Here is a 17513-nt window from a genome sequence, read left to right as displayed (position 1 = left end):
CATATGAACACCCAACCTTTGCGTGTCGGTATCGGCGGCCCGGTGGGCTCCGGCAAGACGGCTCTGACCCTGGCCTTGTGCCTCGCGCTGCGTGATCGCTACAACTTGGCGGTGGTCACCAACGACATCTACACCCGCGAAGATGCGGACTTCCTGGTGCGCAACCAGGCCCTCGCGCCGGAGCGCATCATCGGCGTGGAAACCGGCGGCTGCCCGCACACGGCGATCCGCGAAGACGCCTCGATCAACCTGGAAGCCGTCGACCAGCTCAACCGCCGCTTCCCTGGACTCGACCTGATCCTGGTGGAGTCCGGCGGCGACAACCTCTCGGCCACCTTCAGCCCGGAGCTGTCGGACCTGACCATCTACGTGATCGACGTGTCCGCCGGCGACAAGCTGCCACGCAAGGGCGGACCTGGCATCTGCAAATCCGACCTGCTGGTGATCAACAAGATCGACCTGGCGCCCTTGGTCGGCGCGTCGCTGGAGCTGATGAACAGCGACACCACCCGCATGCGCAACGGCAAACCCTTTGTGTTCAGCAACCAGAAAACCGGTGTCGGCCTGGAGGACATCGTCGCCTTCATCGAACGCCAAGGCCTGCTGACCGCCGCCTGATCACCCCTTAAGGAACCTGTCCATGAGCCTCAAGAAACTCTTCACCGCCGCCGCCCTGCTGCTGGCCCCAGCCCTGGCCTTCGCTCACCCTGGCCATGGCGACAACGGCCTGGTGGCCGGTATCAGCCACCCCCTGAGTGGCATCGACCACTTGCTGGCGATGGTCGCCGTCGGTTTGTGGGCCGCCCAACAAAAAGGCGCCGCCCGTTGGGCCCTGCCCTGCACGTTCGTCGGCACCATGTTGATAGGCGGCGTACTGGGTTTTGAAGGCCTGGCGTTGCCGGCATTGGAAAGCGGGATTGCTGCGTCGGTGCTGGCCCTGGGTCTGGCGGTGGCACTGGCGGTGCGGCCGCCGCTGTTCATGGCTGTGGGGGCGACGGCGTTGTTCGCACTGTTCCACGGTGTGGCCCATGGCCTGGAGCTGCCGGACATGTCCAGCCCGTGGGCGTATGCCGCAGGGTTTGTCGGTGCAACCGCTGTGCTGCACGCGGCCGGTTATGCCGTGGTGCGCTTTCTGCCGGCGGCAGCGGCGCCGTTGGTGCGGATTGCCGGGGCAGCTTCGGCGGCGACTGGGGTTTGGTTGCTCGCTGGCTGATTTGCAGCGCTGCTGAAGGCTCCTTCGCGAGCAAGCCCGCTCCCACAGTTGACCGAGTACATCCTTGAAATACGGTCCAGATGTGGGAGGGGGCTTGCCCCCGATAGCGGTAGACCAGACACCACCGAACCCAAGCCTGATACCATGCGCGCCTACACCCCTGCCGTGACGACGCCAGCCAATGCCCAGCGCTTCCCAACCCTCCTTGAACACCGTGCTTTCGCACTTCCACAGCCTGATCGTGCCGCTCTGGCAAGGTCCGGGCTGGAATGCCGAACTGGCATTGCCCTATGAGGCGCTCGACGCCGATCATCGCCCTCTGCCCCCGCAACGCTACCGCGCCATGGCCTGCGCCCGGCAGTTGTACCTGTTTGCCAGCCTGATCGACGAGCCCGGCGCAGCCTTCGCGCAAGAGCGTGCAGCGGCACTGTTCCGGTCCCTGCAACGGCACTTCCACGACGCCGAGCACGGCGGCTGGTTCTACAGCATCGACCCGTCCGGCCAGCCGCTGGACAAGCGCAAAGACCTCTACACCCACGCCTTCATCATCTTTGCCTGCGCCCATTACTGGGCCAAGGTGCGTGAGCCGTTGGTGGAATCGGTGCTCAATGCCGCTCTGGAAGTCGTTGCCAAACGGTTTTCCACAGGCGACGGCCTGTACGAGGCCGTATTGGAGCGCAACTGGTCATCGCTCAAGTCCGGCCCGCTGCAAAACCCGCTGATGCACTTGGCCGAAGCGTTCCTTGCCACCCTCGCGGTACGAGCAGACGCCGAGGTGCAAGCCGCCCTGCTGGGGCTGGCGACGGCCATGCAGCGGTGTTTCATCGACCGCCAGCACGGCGTGATGATGGAAAAACCGCTGGGCGCTGTGGATAACTGGTTCGAGCCGGGGCACCAGTTCGAATGGTTCTTCTTGCTGGCGTCTTCGGAAGTGCTGCGGGGTACGCCGCTGCATGCGTCCCTGACCCGGGCCTTCGCCTACGCGGAACTCAAGGGTGTGGATAACGCCAGCGGTGCGGTCAGCGGCATGTTGGCGCTGGACGGCACGGTCCGCGACGGCACCCAGCGTATCTGGGCCCAGGCCGAGTACCTGCGGGCACTGACCTTGCGGCCGGACAGCGAAGCGCTGCTGCAACGCCAATTGCTGGCGTTGCAACAGCACTTCCTGCATGCAAAAGGCTGGAATGAATGCCTGGATGCCAAGGGCGTCGTGAGCCGATGGGACATGCCGTCGACCACGCCGTATCACTTGGCGACCTGTTACCAGGGCCTTATGCAATCCACTTGCGATCTCCGGTAAAGCTGATCGTCAGCCAGCGCGCCGCATCCGGCGTGCCGAGCCCTGTGGATATTTCTTCGCGCAGCCCGTCCAGGGTCGCAACGTTATCCACCGGGTAATCCGCCGGCAACACCACATGTATCTCGATAAACCGTGCCCGCCCGTGCTTTTGCACGTAGGACACGTAGTCGTCGAAACCATGCCTGGCCTGGGCCGCATCCATCACTTCGCGCACCTTGTCGTCCAACTGGTCCGGAGCGATCCCCAGTACCTCGCGCAAGGCCGGGCGCAGGATCTTGAACGCCGGCGCCAGCATGCTCAAGGCCAGCAGGATCAGGATCAATGGGTCGACATACACCGCCCACTCGCCATAGCCTTGGGACTTGAGCAACAGTGCCGCGAGGAAACTGATGAGCAAGCCCACCGACAGCATCGCGTCCACCAGCCAGCTGATGTTGTCGAACTGGATCAGCGATGATTTCAGCTGGCGATTGCGATAACGCACGTAGAAGAAGTAGGCGAACTCGACGACGGTAAACACCGCCGCGTAGATGATCACCAGCCCCAACTCGATCTCGCGGCCGCCATTGATAATGCCGAACACGCCGTTGAGGAACGCATAAATGGCGATCAGCAACAGGAAACTGCCTTCGATCAGCAGCACCATGGGCTCCAGATGCCAATAGCCGAACTGGAAACGTTCGTTGCTTTTCTTCGCGATCAGCTTGGCCGTGATCAACATCAACACCTTGATGGCGGTGGCGATCAGCGAGAAAAACCCGTCGAACAGAATGGATTGGGCGCCGGATACCACACCCGTGACAATCCCGGCGATCGCGACTGCGAACATCAGGATGGTCGATTGTTTGAGCAGTGCCTGCTCACCTCGGTTACTCACATTTCCTCCCGTCAAAACCTTAAATCCGCACGGTGCGGAGGGGTTTTACCGGGTGGAGTGTACCTTATGTCGTGTTTTGGCCGATTTGGCGCCATCGCCGGCAAGCCAGCTCCCACCTTTGACTGTGTGAATACGCTCAAATGTGGAGTTGGCTTGCCGGCGATGCGGGCGAAGCGGTCTTAAGCCTTGGCCCCACGCTCGATCGCAAAGCCAGCCCAGGTCTGGCTCACCGGCATCAACTCCAACCGGTTGATGTTCACATGCGCTGGCGTATTCATGACCCAGAAGATCGTGTCTGCAATATCCTGCGGCTGGATCGGCTCGGCCCCCGCATAAGTCGCGTCATACCGCGCCTGGTCACCGCCAAAACGCACCAGCGAGAACTCGCTCTCGCACAAGCCCGGTTCGATATTGGTTACCCGCACGCCAGTACCTTGCAGGTCACAGCGCAGGTTCAGTGAGAACTGCTTAACGAACGCCTTGGAGCCACCGTACACGTGGCTGCCCGGATACGGGTAATTGCCAGCAATCGAGCCCAGGTTGATGATGCCCGCGCCGCGACCGTGAGCGATCAAGCGAGGCAGCAGCAGGTTGGTGGTGGTCAGCAGGCCCTTGATGTTGGTGTCGACCATGGTTTCCCAATCATCGAGGTTGCACTTGGGCGCAGGGTCGGTGCCTACGGCCAGGCCGGCGTTGTTGATCAGCCCGCGCAGCGTGGCGAACGACGGCGGCAGGTTGGCGATCGCGTCTTCCATGCCTTTGCGATCCCGTACGTCCACCACCAGGCCGTGCACTTCGGTTTGCTTGGACAGCTCTTCGACCAGCGCATTCAAACGCTCGGCACGACGGCCGGTGAGCACCAGTTTCCAGCCGGCTTCGGCAAAACGACGGGCGCAGGCTTCGCCGAAACCTGAGGTTGCGCCAGTAATAAACAGCGTGTCGGACATGGTGTTCTCCTTGCGGGCATCGGGAAAAAATCAGCCAGCAGAATGCCCTTACGCCGCGATTGCGGCAACCGCTAAGCACACAACTTGACACTGGACTGATCACTTTTTAACCACGTCACGCAAAGCCATACAGACCGTGGCTTGTAGCCATATGCGCGCAGGTTATCCACAACTGCGCCCACAGTCTTTGGGGGCAACTACACAATGCTTCAGGCCTCTATTCATAAGGGCTACAGGCGGTTTTAGAAAGTTTTTTGCTTGACCTTGGCCGGGGCGTATGTAGGCCCGTCGCCCCTCGAAAAAACAGAACGATGGCTCCAGGCCAGTCATTCCGGCCTCTGCGGCCGTCTTTCCAGAGTTTAGTCACAGACTTATCCACAGGCTGGCGAGACATATTTCGGTCATATACCTGTGTCTATAAACAGGTTGACAAAGACCTCTACCGGTTGCCAAAAACTTGCTGATCAAAAAACAACCGTCGCGCTACAAGCCACGCGGTTATTGGCTTTCAGCCAGCTACTCCCACGTTACCCACAGCCGGTTCCACAGCGGATGGGGACAAGTCAAAACTGTGACAAAACAGAGATTTGCGGCGGCTATATGTCGCGCTTTGGAGGGAGCCTGGATTTGTTTTCCACAATTTGGCGGAGACGTTGTGAATGCCACAAAACAAATGTGGGAGCGGGCTTGCTCGCGAGTGCGGTGGGTCAGTTTCAGGTGTACTGACTGATCCACTGCATTCGCGAGCAAGCCCGCTCCCACAGGGGGGCTGCGCCAACCTTTAGATTAGTGCCCGCCGAGGTAGGCGTTGCGCACTTCCTCATTCACCAGCAATTCCTTACCGGTGCCTGTCAGGCGAATCTCGCCGTTAACCATCACATACGCGCGGTCCGACAGGCGCAGCGCGTGGTTGGCGTTCTGCTCCACCAGGAAGATGGTCATCCCGGTGGATGCCAGCTCACGCAGGGTGGAAAAGATCTGCTTCACCACAATCGGCGCCAGGCCCAGGCTCGGTTCGTCGAGCAGCAACAGCTTGGGCCGGCTCATCAGCGCGCGGGCGATGGCGAGCATTTGCTGCTCGCCGCCGGACATGGTCATGGCGCGTTGATTACGTCGTTCCTTGAGCCGTGGGAACAGCTCGAACATGCGTTGCATGTCTTCCTGGGCAAACTTGTCGCCAATGGGGATGGTGCCCATCAACAGGTTTTCCTCGACGGTCATGTCGGGGAATACCCGCCGCCCTTCCGGTGACTGCGCAATACCGTTGGAAGCGATGTAGTGCGACGATTTGTGGGTAATGTCGACACCGTTGTAGAGAATCTGGCCCGACTCGGCCCGTGGCTGGCCGAAGATCGACATCAGCAGCGTGGATTTGCCCGCGCCGTTGGAGCCGATCAGGCTGACGGTTTCGCCTTCGTTGATATGCAGCGAGACTTTTTTCAGGGCCTGGATCGGGCCGTAGTACACGTCCAGGTCCTTCATTTCGAGGATAGGTGCACTCATACCAGCTCCTCTTCGTCGGCGCCCAGATAGGCGGCAATCACTTTCGGGTCGTTGCGGATCGCGTCCGGCCCGCCCTCGGCGATCACGTTGCCGTGGTCCAGTACCACGATGTGGTCGGAAATACTCATCACCATGCCCATGTCGTGTTCGATCAGCACCACCGTCAGGTCGTGTTCGTCGCGCAGCAGGCGAATCATCGCGCTGAGGGCTTCGGTTTCCTGAGGGTTGAGGCCCGCAGCAGGTTCGTCCAGGCAGATGATCTGCGGCCGGGTGCACATGGCGCGGGCGATCTCCAGGCGGCGCTGCTGGCCGTAGGAGAGCTCACCGGCCAGGCGGTTGGCGCAGTCCACCAGGTCCACCACTTCCAGCCAGTAGAAGGCGTGATCGAGGGCATCGCTTTCGGCCTTGCGGTAGCCCTTGGTGTTGAGGATACCCGCGAGCATGTTGCGGTTGACCCACATGTGCTGGGCCACCAGCAGGTTTTCCACCACTGACATTTCCTTGAACAGGCGAATGTTCTGGAACGTCCGCGCCAACCCGGCGCGGTTCACCCAGTGGGTGCCGCCGAACATCTTGTAGAACACCCGGCTGAAGAAGCGTTTGGGCGACACAAAGTCGGTGGGCTGGAAACGTTCACCGAGCAACTGGATCACGTTGGTCCGCTTGCCGCGAATGTTCAGTTCGATCTTGCCGCCGCTGGCTTTGTAGAAGCCGGTGAGGCAGTTGAACACCGTGGTCTTGCCGGCGCCGTTGGGGCCGATCAGGGCGAAGATCGAGTTGCGTTCGACCTTGAGACTCACATCGCTCAAGGCCTTGATGCCACCGAAGTGCATCATCAAATGTTCCACGGAGAGCACGACTTCCTTGCTCATGGCGCCACTCCTTTACGTGGGGTCACACCGGTACGGCTGATCCGAATCAAGCCGCGCGGTCGCCAGATCATCATCACCACCATCAACACGCCAAACAGCAGCACGCGGTATTCGGAGAAGCTGCGCAGCAGTTCCGGTGCGACGGTCAATACAAACGCCGCGATCACCACGCCGACCGTCGAGCCCATGCCGCCCAGTACCACGATGGCGAGGATCAGCGCCGACTCGAAGAAGGTGAACGACGACGGGTTGACGAAGCCCTGGTAGCTGGCAAAAAACACCCCGGCCAGACCGGCGGTGGAGGCACCGATGGTGAACGCCGAAAGCTTGACCAATACGTGGTTCAGGCCCATGGAACGGCAGGCGATTTCATCTTCGCGCAAGGCTTCCCAGGCGCGGCCGACCGGCATGCGGGTCAGGCGATGCTTGATGTACAGCACGGCCAGCACCACCAGGAAAAGCACGATGTAGATGAACAGGAATTTGATGTTGGGGTTGTAGTCGATGCCGAAGAACTCATGGAAAGGTATCCCGCCATCCTTCGCACGCTTGCCGAACTCCAGGCCGAGGAAGGTCGGCGATGGCACCGGCATGCCGTTGGGCCCACCGGTAAACGACAGCCAGTTGTTGAGCACCAGACGGATGATTTCACCAAAGCCCAGGGTCACGATGGCCAAGTAGTCACCGTGCATTCGCAACACCGGGAACCCGAGTATGCATCCCGCTAACGCCGCCGCGATGGCCGCCAGTGGCAGCACCGTCCAGAAGCCCAGGCCGAGGTATTGATAACCCAATGCCAGGCCGTAGGCGCCGATGGCGTAGAACGCCACGTAACCCAGGTCGAGCAGGCCCGCCAGGCCGACCACAATATTGAGGCCCAGGCCAAGCAACACATAGATCAGCCCGAGGATCACCACCGTGAGCAGGTACTTGTTGGCGAAGATCGGGAACACGATGGCAATCACGATCAGTGCCGGGATGATCCAGCGCAGCCGCGACTTGTAGTCCGGCGCCAGTACGTGCACGCCGGAGCCGGTGCTCTCGAAGCCCTGCAGGATCTTCACGCCCTTGGGGGTTTGCAGGAACAGGCTCATGGCAAAGCGGCCGACCATCACGATGGCCACCAGCAGGGCCACGCGGGCCGGTTCCAGGTTGAAGCTGTAGCCGTCGAGGACCACGCCGACGATCGGACCGAACACGACCAGTGAAATCAGCCCGGCGAGGACTGTATCGACCACACTTTTCTTGATATCGATGGGTTTGGCAGCAGACATGTTTACACCTTCGCCACAAGTGGGCGACCAAGCAGGCCCTGGGGACGGAAAATCAGAATCACCACCAGCAGGGAGAAACTGAACACGTCTTTGTAGTCAGAGTTGATCAACCCCGAAAACAACGACTCGGAGATACCGAGGATGATCCCGCCCAACATCGCCCCAGGCAGGGAGCCAATGCCGCCGAGTACCGCCGCGGTGAACGCCTTGATGCCGATGATGAAGCCGGCATAGAAGTCGAAGGTGCCGTAGTTGAGGGTGATCAGCACGCCGGCCAATGCAGCCATGGCGGCGCCGATGACGAACACATAGGAGATCACCCGGTCGGTATTGATGCCGAGGATCGATGCCATCTTGCGGTCTTGCTGGGTAGCGCGGCACATGCGGCCGAGCTTGGTGTATTTGATGACATAAGTGAGCAACGCCATGCCGGCAAACGCCGCCACAAGGATGAACACCTTGGTATAGGTGAGCTGGACGAACCCGCTGCCGATGTCGACACGCCAGGCCCCGGCCAGCAGGGTAGGAATACCCTGTTGCTTGGCGCCCTGGGCGATCTGCGCGTAGTTCTGCAGGATCAGCGAGATACCGATGGCGCTGATCAGCGGTGCCAGTCGGGTGGAGTTGCGCAGCGGTTTGTAGGCGACACGCTCGATGACCCAACCGTAAACGCCGGTGACGACCACGGTGAAGATCAAGGTGCCGAGAATGAGCAGCGGGAAGGATTCGATGCCGAAGTAAGCCAGCAGTGCCAGACTGATCGCCGCGAGGTAAGCGGAAATCATATAAACCTCGCCGTGGGCGAAGTTGATCATGCCAATGATGCCATAGACCATTGTGTAGCCGATGGCGATCAGGCCATAGACCGACCCGAGGGTCAGGCCGTTGACCAGTTGCTGCAGGAAAATACCATCCATAACGCAATCTCACGCGGTGAGCACCTGCACACCGGAGGGTGTGCGGCGCTTCTGGAGGAAAAAACAGATATTCATCACGACACCACTCCCCTCCGGGAGCGGGCTTGGGTGGGGGCTGGCTTGCCTGCGATGTACACGCCTCGGTACTTCAGCGCTACAGAGGTGATGCAATCGAAGGCAAGCCAGCGCCCACACAAACCCTGCTCCCACAGGGTCTTTGGGTGATTAGTCTTACTTCTGCTTTTCCAGCTGGTGGTATTTGCCGTCTTTATCCCACTGGTAAACCACGTAGTCGGAGATTTTCAGGTCGCCCTTGGAATCCCAGGCTTTTTCGCCCATGACGGTTTTTACCGGGTGAGCCTTGAGCCACTTGGCGGCATCTTCGCCCTTGTTGGACTTGGCACCGTTGAAGCCGGCGGCCAGGGCCTGGACCGAGGCGTAGGCGTACAGGGTGTAGCCTTCCGGCTCGGTGCCGTTTTTACGGAACTCTTCCACCACCGCCTTGCTGTCTGGCAGCAGGCGCGGGTCGGCGCCAAAGGTCATGTACACGCCGTCGACGTATTGCGCGCCGCCAGCGGTGGCAACCAGTTCGTCAGTCACTACGCCGTCATCGGACATGAACTTGACGTCTTTCAAACCGGCTTCACGGATCTGGCGAACCAGTGGACCGGCTTCCGGGTGCAGGCCGCCGAAGTACACAACGTCAGCACCGGTGGAGCGGATCTTGGTGACCAAGGCGCTGAAGTCTTTCTCGCCACGGGTCAGGCCTTCTTCCAGCACCGGCTTGACGCCGCGCTTGGTCAACTGGGCTGCGGTGGCATCGGCCAGGCCTTTGCCGTAGGTGTCCTTGTCGTTGATGACGGCGACTTTCTTGCCCTTGAGCACGTCGACGATGTAGTCGCCGGCAACGATGCCTTGCTGGTCGTCACGCCCGCACATACGGAACATGGCCCCCAGGCCGCGCTCGGTCACTTGTGGGTTGGTGGAGCCTGGGGTGATGGCGATGATGCCGGCTTCGTCATACACCTCGGAGGCCGGGATGGTGTTGGAGGAGCAGAAGTGCCCGACCACGCCGATCACTTTGTCCTGGTCGGCCAGGCGGTTGGCAACAGCGACGGCCTGCTTGGGTTCGCAAGCATCGTCACCGGCCACCAGCACCATTTTCTCGCCGTTGATGCCGCCGGCCTTGTTGATCACATCGGCTGCCGCCTGGGCACCCTTCATGTACTGCTCACCGAAAGCGGCGTTGGCACCGGTCATCGGCCCCGCGACGCCGATCTTCACATCAGCTTGAACAAACGTAGAAACACCCAGCGCCGCTGCAACGGCGAGGGCCAGAAAACCTTTCTTGTAAAACGTCTGGGACATGAGTGGTGCTCCGATATTTTTGATTTTTGGCACGACAACTTGCATTCAAACCTTTCACTGAAAGCCCAGAGCAAGGCGCGTGCCATTACGTTTTTATTCTTCAAAAAGACACGGTGTCATTGTTATTGCAGGTGTTTCGGCTCCATTCGCCAGGACGTGCAACCCTCTAGCACCTAAAGGTGCAACCAATGGATCCAAACAGTACAACCGCGACAGGTCGCACCTGCAACCAGACCTATAAACGACAGTTCCTATCGCTGTAACAAACGGCGTAACGGAACTGCACATTTACAGTGCGTGATTGCTACGACTTGCACCAATACAGATTAGTAGCCTGCTAAGAAAATGCAGGCTTCTGAGCGGTATTTCGCTGATCAGATCACGATCCTCAGGCATTGGCCCGCGTGATACAGCGAAAATCCAGCCTCATACAGACAGCTACGCAAGCCCACCCCCGCCAGGGGTTGCATCGGCGCGAAGGGAATCGGCAGCGCCTGGGGATTCTGGTGACATAAATAGTCGGCAAACGCCTTGCCGACCACGCTGCCGGTGGTCACGCCGCGGCCGTTATATCCCGTAACGGCCACAAGGCCGGGCGCCGGCTCGAACAGGCGCATCAAGTGGTCCGGGGTGAAGGCGATGCAGCCAGTCCAGGTGTACTCCCACTGCACCGATTTGAGGTAGGGGAAGTAGTGCTGCTGCACCCGATCGGCCCACGCCTTGAGGAACCACGTCGGTTTCTGGCTGCCATTGCCCAGGCTGCCGAGCAACAGACGACCGTCGGCATCGCGGCGGATGCTGCTCAAGACCTGGCGCGTGTCCCAGGAACCTTGACCACCCGGCAGGATTTGGCTGGCCGCGTCGTCCGTCAGCGGGGCCGACGCGACCTGGTAGTAATAACCGGGGAAAAAATTGCGCCGCAGTTCGGTCCACTCGCCTTCGGTGTAGGCGTTGGAGGCAATCACCACCTGTGCAGCCTGCACTGAACCCTGCGCGGTTTGCACCGACCAGTGCGCGCCCTGGCGTTCCAGCTGGGTGACAGGAGAATGGTCGAACAACTGCCCGCCCAGACCGACCGCCGCGTTGGCCAAACCACTGGTGTAGGCCATCGGGTTCAGGGTACCGGCACGCCGATCCAGCAAGGCGGCGGCGATCCTTTTGGTACCGGTGGCCTGCTCGCAGGCCTGGCCGGTGAGTAACTCCACCGGCGCGCCACGGCGCTTCCATTGTTCTTCACGGCTGCGCAAATCCGCCTCGCCACGGGCGTTGTGCGCCATGTGCAAGGTGCCTTCGCGGCGTAATTGGCAATCGATGTTGTATTTGTCGATCAGGCTGAACACCAGGGACGGTGCCGCACCCAGCATGCGATTGAGCTGGCTGCCCACCGCTTCGCCGAAACCGGCTTCGATTTCGTCCGGCGGGATCCACATACCGGCGTTGACCAGTCCCACATTGCGCCCCGAACCACCATGGCCGGTGCGATGGGCCTCCAGCACAGCGACGCTTTTACCTTGCTCCAGCAAATGCGTGGCCGCCGACAAACCGGTTATTCCGGCGCCGATCACGCACACATCCACCTTGACCTCGCCCTTGAGCGCGGCACGGTCCGGCCGGCTGGGGGTGAGGTGTTCCCACAAACATGTTTCGCGCAGTGCCATTGCCAGACTCCGATGAGACCTAACAAACAACTAAATTCAGTGTCGACTGGGTAATCCAATCAAATGTGGGAGCGGGCTTGCTCGCGAATGCGGTGGATCAGCTGTAAATCTATTGACTGACACCCTGCATTCGCGAGCAAGCCCACTCCCACATTTTCAACCGCGTTTCGTCAGTGGTTTAGTCGAAGGTAATGCCCTGGGCCAGCGGCAATTCCAGCGAGTAGTTCACGGTGTTGGTCTGGCGACGCATGTACCCGCGCCACGCATCCGAACCCGACTCACGCCCGCCACCGGTCTCTTTCTCACCGCCAAACGCACCGCCGATTTCCGCGCCGCTCGGGCCGATGTTGACGTTGGCGATACCGCAGTCGCTGCCCACAGCTGACATGAACTGCTCAGCCTCCCGCACATCGGTGGTGAAGATGCACGACGACAGGCCTTGAGGCACGGCGTTGTTCAGGCGCAGGGCTTCGTTGAAGTCGCTGTAGCCGATCACATAGAGGATCGGGGCGAAGGTCTCGGTACACACCACATCACTTTGCTCGGGCATTTCCACAATGGCCGGCGACACGTAATAGGCATTGGGGAATTGGTCTTCCAACTGGCGCTTGCCGCCGAACACCTTGCCGCCTTCGCTCAAGGCTTGCTCCAGGGCGTCCTGCATGTTGTCGAAGCCGTGCTTGTCGATCAGCGGGCCGATCAGGTTGCCCTCCAGCGGGTGGCCGATGCGCACCTTGGAATAGGCGGCCTTGAGACGGGTGACGATTTCGGCCTTCACCGACTCATGGGCGATCAGCCGACGCAGGGTGGTGCAGCGTTGACCAGCAGTGCCGACGGCGCTGAACAGAATGGCGCGCACGGCCATGTCCAGGTCGGCGCTTGGGCCGAGAATCATCGCGTTGTTGCCACCCAGCTCCAGGATGCTGCGGGCAAAGCGTGCGGCGACTTTCGGCGCCACTTCACGGCCCATGCGCGTGCTGCCGGTGGCGCTGATCAGGGCGACGCGTGGGTCGTCCACCAGTGCGGCCCCGGCATCGCGGCCACCGATAATCACTTGGCTCAAGTACTCAGGGGCGCCGTCGAATTTCTTCAGCACGCGCTCGAACAACGCCTGGCAGGCCAAAGCCGTGAGCGGGGTCTTTTCCGAGGGTTTCCAGATCACGGCGTTGCCGCATACCAGCGCCAGGGTGGTGTTCCACGCCCACACCGCGACCGGGAAGTTGAACGCACTGATCACACCAACCACGCCCAGCGGATGCCAGGTTTCACGCATATGGTGGCCTGGGCGTTCGGAGGCGATGGTCAAGCCGTACAACTGACGCGACAGGCCAACGGCGAAGTCGCAGATATCGATCATTTCCTGGACTTCACCCAGGCCTTCCTGGGTGATCTTGCCGGCTTCCCACGACACCAATTCGCCCAGGTCGGCCTTGTATTCGCGCAACACGTCACCGAACTGGCGCACCAGCTCGCCACGACGCGGGGCCGGCACTTTGCGCCAGGCCTCGAATGCATGCTCCGCACGACTGACCTGTTGCTCCACCTCGGCGGCACCTTCCCAGTGCACGCTGCCGATACGGCTGCCATCGATCGGCGAATGCACGGGCTGCTTGCCCGACTGGTACAGCGCCGGGTTTACCCCGAGACGATCAAGCAATGCGGCAACCATGGGTCACTCCTTCACTTTAAAAACAGAAAAATTGCGCCGCGGCCCGCACGACGATCCAGACCTTATTTGTAGCTGGCCCAAGACTTGCCAACAAACGACGATTAGGCGAGATATCATTCCGTTTATTCATGCAAAAAATAAAAAGAGGCGTGCCGTGCTGAACAAAAGACATTTGCCCTCGATCACCGCCCTGCAGTGCTTCGAAGCCGCCACCCGCCACCTGAGCTTCACCCGCGCCGCCGAGGAACTGAACCTCACGCAGAGCGCGGTGAGCAAGCAGGTGGCGCAATTGGAAGAGTTGCTGCAGCATCTGCTGTTCCGTCGCGTGCGCCGTCGCTTGCAGATGACCCCGGCCGGCGACCTGTACCTGGTGGAAGTGCGCAAGATCCTCACCCAGGTGGAGATGTCTACCCATTACCTGCGCTCCTACGGCGGCGAAACCGAAGTGCTGCGGGTGTCCACGCCCTACACCTTCGGCGCACGCTGGCTGGTGCCGCGCCTCAAGGGCTGGCGGCTGCGCCATCCGCAGATCCACCTCGACCTGTGCAACGAGCAGGAGCCGGACGAACTGCTGCAAGGCAAGGCCGACATGGCCTTCTACTTCGGCCAGGGTTCACGCCCCGGCACCGAGAGCCAGAAGCTGTTCAGCGAAGAACTTGTACCGGTGTGCGCGCCGGAGAGCTTGCCCGCACAGCCGTTCACCGACCCCACACAGCTGAGCAACCTGGTGCTGCTGCAAAACGCCTCGCGCCCCCAAGGCTGGCATGACTGGTTCGCCAGCCAGGGCTACCAGACCGAGCACAGCTATCACGGGCCGCGTTTCGACACCTTTTATATGTGCATCCGTGCAGCGCAGGTCGGCTGTGGCGTGGCGCTGTTGCCGCGATTCCTGGTGGAAGAGGAACTGGCCGACGGCAAGCTGGTGATCCCCTGGCAGCATGCGATGCCGAGTGAGGACGCGTATTACCTGGCCTACCCGGAGCATTCGGCGGAGGTGCCCAAGGTTCGCGAGTTCGTGAAGTGGATGATGGAGCAGGTGCTTTAGCGCCTGGAAAATCGCCACCCCAGGCAAGCCACCTCCCCCAGTTTGGCATGCGTTTCAAATGTGGGAGCTGGCTTGCCTGCGATGGCGCCAGTGGCTTCACCGAAAAAATCACTGGCAAAACCCCACAGGTCTATGCGCCACTAGCCCCCTTCCTTAATTGTGCGTAAAGGCCGGCGACCATCGCCGACCCGTCTGGAGATTCCCGTTATGAGCGAGAGTGTGTTTGCCGATCGCATCGTGCAGAACTTGCTCGACACCGACTTCTACAAGCTGACCATGATGCAGGCGGTGCTGCACAACTACCCCAACGTGGAAGTTGAATGGGAGTTTCGTTGCCGTAACAGCGAAGACCTGCGTCCCTATCTGGCGGAGATCCGCTACCAGATCGAACGCCTCGCCGAGTTGAGCCTGAGCCCCGACCAATTGGGTTTCCTGGAGCGCATCAGCTTCATGAAGCCGGACTTCCTGCGCTTCCTCGGGCTGTTCCGTTTCAACCTGCGTTACGTGCAGACCGGTATCGAAAACGGCGAATTATTCATTCGTCTGCGCGGGCCATGGCTGCATGTGATCCTGTTTGAAGTGCCGATGCTGGCCATCGTCAGCGAAGTGCGTAACCGCTACCGCTACCAGACCGTGGTCCTCGAACAGGCTCGCGAACAGCTGTACCGCAAATTCGACTGGCTGACCGCCAATGCCAGCAGTGACGAGTTGTCGGAGCTGCAAGTGGCAGACTTCGGCACGCGTCGGCGCTTCTCGTACCGCGTGCAGGAAGAAGTGGTCAGCGTACTCAAGCACGACTTCCCCGGCCGTTTCGTCGGCACCAGCAACGTGCACCTGGCCCGCGAACTGGACATGAAGCCACTGGGCACCATGGCCCACGAATGGATCATGGCCCACCAGCAACTGGGCCCCCGCCTGATCGACAGCCAGATCGCCGCACTCGACTGCTGGGTCCGCGAATACCGTGGCCTGCTGGGCATCGCCCTGACCGACTGCATCACCACCGATGCGTTCCTGGGCGACTTCGACCTGTACTTCGCCAAGCTGTTTGACGGCCTGCGCCATGACTCCGGCGACCCCGTGCAATGGGCGGAAAAAGCCATCGCCCATTACCACAAGCTCGGCATCGAGCCGATGAGCAAGACGTTGGTATTCTCCGACAGCCTTTCACTGCCAAAAGCGCTGGAGATATTCCGGGCGCTGCGTGGTCGCATTAACGTGAGCTTCGGCATCGGCACCAACCTGACGTGCGACATTCCAGGTGTGGAACCGATGAGCATCGTGCTTAAAATGACCGCCTGCAATGGCCAGCCCGTCGCGAAGATCTCCGATGAAGCGGGCAAGACACACTGCACCGACCCGAATTTCGTCGCCTATTTGCGTCATGTTTTCAAAGTACCTGCCATCTCTAGCAAGGAGTGAATCATGCAAGCCGTACAGCGTGAGATTGCTGAACAGCTCAAGGTCCAAGCGCCGTTCAACGACCAGGCCGCCCTTGAGGCCGAGGTTGCCCGCCGCGTGACCTTTATCCAGGACTGCCTGCGAAATTCCGGGCTCAAGACGTTGGTGCTGGGCATCAGCGGTGGCGTCGATTCCCTAACCGCAGGCCTCTTGGCTCAACGTGCGATGAAAGAGCTGCGGGAACATACCGGTGATGAGGCTTACCGCTTTATCGCGGTGCGCCTGCCCTACGAAACACAGTTTGACGAAATCGATGCCACGGCCTCGGTGGACTTCATCGAGCCGGACGAGCGCCACACCGTGAACATCGGTCCGGCGGTCAAGGCCCTGGCCAATGAAGTGGCCGCGTTTGAAGGCAAGGCGGCGGTGTCCCGGGATTTCGTGCTGGGCAACACCAAGGCGCGCATGCGCATGGTGGCGCAGTACACCATCGCCGGCGCGGCCGGTGGCCTGGTGATCGGCACCGACCATGCAGCGGAAGCGGTGATGGGCTTTTTCACCAAGTTCGGTGACGGCGCGTGCGACCTGGCGCCGTTGAGCGGGCTGGTGAAAAACCAGGTGCGTGCGATTGCGCGGCACTTTGGTGCGCCGGAATCGTTGGTGGAGAAAGTCCCGACAGCCGACCTGGAAGACCTGTCACCCGGCAAGCCGGACGAAGCGTCACATGGCGTGACCTATGCCGAGATCGATGCATTCCTGCACGGCGAGCCGGTGCGTGAGGAAGCGTTTAGGATTATCTGCGACACGTACCGCAAGACCGAGCACAAGCGGGTCATGCCGTTTGCGCCGTGAAGTGACCCCGATAGGTTTGTACTGATTTTCAGACCGCTTTCGCGAGCAAGCCCGCTCCCACACTTGACCGATTTCCAACATGGGAACGCGGTCGAATGTGGGAGCGGGCTTGCTCGCGAAGAACGATAACGCGGTCTTACTTGACGGTCACAGTGCCTTTCATCATCGAGATGTGGCCTGGGAACGAGCAGAAGAACGCGTAGTCAGTCCCGGCGGCCAGCTTCGACACGTCGAAGGTCACCGAGTCTTTCTCACCGGCACCAATGATCTTGGTGTGGGCGATGATGCGGTCGTCACCGGGTTTCAGGTAATCCTTGTCGATGCCGGCGGCCATGCCGTCGGTGGCAACCGGCTGCATGTTGGCCGCGCTGGTCAGCACCCAGTTGTGGCCCATGACGTTTTTCGGCAGGTTGCCGGAGTGAGTCAGCTCAACGGTGAATGTCTTGCAGCTCTTGTCGATTTCAATGGCTTTGGTGTTAAAGGACATTTGGTCGGTGGAGTCGACAGTGACCTTGCACTCTGCAGCAAGCAACTGGCCGCTCGCCAGAGTCAGCAGGGAAACAGCAACGAGTTTGGCAAACATGTGAATCTCCAAGGCAGGGTTTAGAAAACGCGAA

The 17513-nt window shown here is 60.5% G+C and carries 16 protein-coding genes; 6 read left to right on the top strand and 10 right to left on the bottom strand.

Annotated elements, in window-relative coordinates; translation table 11 throughout:
- Positions 1–3: 3 nt before the first annotated feature.
- From ureG to PF1751_RS02670, 3 genes are all read left to right on the top strand, one after another.
- Positions 4–618, top strand: a complete 615-nt coding sequence (ureG, locus tag PF1751_RS02680) for an urease accessory protein UreG (RefSeq protein WP_010213562.1) — start codon at positions 4–6, stop codon at positions 616–618.
- 22 nt (positions 619–640) lie between these two features.
- Positions 641–1213: a HupE/UreJ family protein gene (locus tag PF1751_RS02675; RefSeq protein WP_021493235.1), complete on the top strand. Its 573-nt coding sequence runs from the start codon at positions 641–643 to the stop codon at positions 1211–1213.
- Positions 1214–1394: 181 nt separating this feature from the next.
- Positions 1395–2513, top strand: coding sequence for an AGE family epimerase/isomerase (locus tag PF1751_RS02670; protein WP_044286562.1), 1119 nt, complete (start codon positions 1395–1397; stop codon positions 2511–2513).
- On the opposite strand, the gene PF1751_RS02665 is transcribed toward PF1751_RS02670, so the two are convergent.
- The 9 genes from PF1751_RS02665 to amaB form a co-directional block, all read right to left on the bottom strand.
- On the bottom strand, positions 2485–3390 hold the full coding sequence (locus tag PF1751_RS02665) for a cation diffusion facilitator family transporter (RefSeq protein WP_021493237.1): 906 nt from the start codon (positions 3388–3390) through the stop codon (positions 2485–2487). The two genes, PF1751_RS02670 and PF1751_RS02665, sit on opposite strands and share 29 nt — an antisense overlap.
- Positions 3391–3569: 179 nt before the next feature.
- The gene (locus PF1751_RS02660; RefSeq protein ID WP_010213568.1) at positions 3570–4337 is read right to left on the bottom strand and encodes an SDR family oxidoreductase; all 768 of its coding nucleotides are present in this window, start codon (positions 4335–4337) and stop codon (positions 3570–3572) included.
- 786 nt (positions 4338–5123) lie between these two features.
- A complete protein-coding gene (locus PF1751_RS02655) occupies positions 5124–5840 on the bottom strand; it encodes an ABC transporter ATP-binding protein (protein WP_010213569.1) in 717 nt (238 codons plus the stop codon).
- Positions 5837–6712, bottom strand: coding sequence for an ABC transporter ATP-binding protein (locus PF1751_RS02650; protein ID WP_010213571.1), 876 nt, complete (start codon positions 6710–6712; stop codon positions 5837–5839). Before PF1751_RS02650 ends, PF1751_RS02655 begins: the two co-directional genes overlap by 4 nt.
- Positions 6709–7986 (bottom strand): high-affinity branched-chain amino acid ABC transporter permease LivM, encoded by a 1278-nt coding sequence (livM, locus tag PF1751_RS02645; protein ID WP_010213574.1) that lies wholly within the window; start codon positions 7984–7986, stop codon positions 6709–6711. The genes PF1751_RS02650 and livM overlap by 4 nt, the downstream gene beginning before the upstream one ends.
- 2 nt (positions 7987–7988) lie before the next feature.
- Positions 7989–8903 carry an ABC transporter permease subunit gene (locus tag PF1751_RS02640; RefSeq protein WP_010213575.1) on the bottom strand — a complete coding sequence of 305 codons (915 nt, stop codon included), beginning with the start codon at positions 8901–8903 and terminating at the stop codon, positions 7989–7991.
- A gap of 231 nt (positions 8904–9134) precedes the next feature.
- A complete protein-coding gene (locus tag PF1751_RS02635; protein WP_044286561.1) occupies positions 9135–10271 on the bottom strand; it encodes a branched-chain amino acid ABC transporter substrate-binding protein in 1137 nt (378 codons plus the stop codon).
- 374 nt (positions 10272–10645) lie between these two features.
- On the bottom strand, positions 10646–11929 hold the full coding sequence (gene amaA / locus PF1751_RS02630; protein WP_010213579.1) for an L-pipecolate oxidase: 1284 nt from the start codon (positions 11927–11929) through the stop codon (positions 10646–10648).
- A 178-nt stretch (positions 11930–12107) separates the two neighbouring features.
- The gene (gene amaB / locus PF1751_RS02625; protein WP_010213580.1) at positions 12108–13598 is read right to left on the bottom strand and encodes an L-piperidine-6-carboxylate dehydrogenase; all 1491 of its coding nucleotides are present in this window, start codon (positions 13596–13598) and stop codon (positions 12108–12110) included.
- Positions 13599–13752: 154 nt separating this feature from the next.
- Between amaB and PF1751_RS02620 the strand changes: the two genes are divergently transcribed.
- The 3 genes from PF1751_RS02620 (at position 13753) to nadE (ending at position 16896) form a co-directional block, all read left to right on the top strand.
- Positions 13753–14643, top strand: coding sequence for a LysR family transcriptional regulator (locus tag PF1751_RS02620; protein WP_044286560.1), 891 nt, complete (start codon positions 13753–13755; stop codon positions 14641–14643).
- A gap of 207 nt (positions 14644–14850) precedes the next feature.
- A complete protein-coding gene (gene pncB / locus PF1751_RS02615) occupies positions 14851–16065 on the top strand; it encodes a nicotinate phosphoribosyltransferase (RefSeq protein WP_010213584.1) in 1215 nt (404 codons plus the stop codon).
- A gap of 3 nt (positions 16066–16068) precedes the next feature.
- The gene (gene nadE, locus PF1751_RS02610) at positions 16069–16896 is read left to right on the top strand and encodes an ammonia-dependent NAD(+) synthetase (protein WP_010213585.1); all 828 of its coding nucleotides are present in this window, start codon (positions 16069–16071) and stop codon (positions 16894–16896) included.
- Between the two features lie 136 nt (positions 16897–17032).
- Here the strand turns inward: nadE and azu are convergent, their stop codons facing one another.
- Positions 17033–17479, bottom strand: coding sequence for an azurin (azu, locus tag PF1751_RS02605; protein ID WP_010213586.1), 447 nt, complete (start codon positions 17477–17479; stop codon positions 17033–17035).
- Positions 17480–17513 lie beyond the last annotated feature (34 nt).

The sequence above is a fragment of the Pseudomonas simiae genome, from assembly GCF_000934565.1.
Taxonomy (GTDB): Bacteria; Pseudomonadota; Gammaproteobacteria; order Pseudomonadales; family Pseudomonadaceae; genus Aquipseudomonas; species Aquipseudomonas simiae.
Note: the sequence above shows the minus strand (reverse complement) of the source record. Positions and strands in the feature narration are given on the sequence as shown.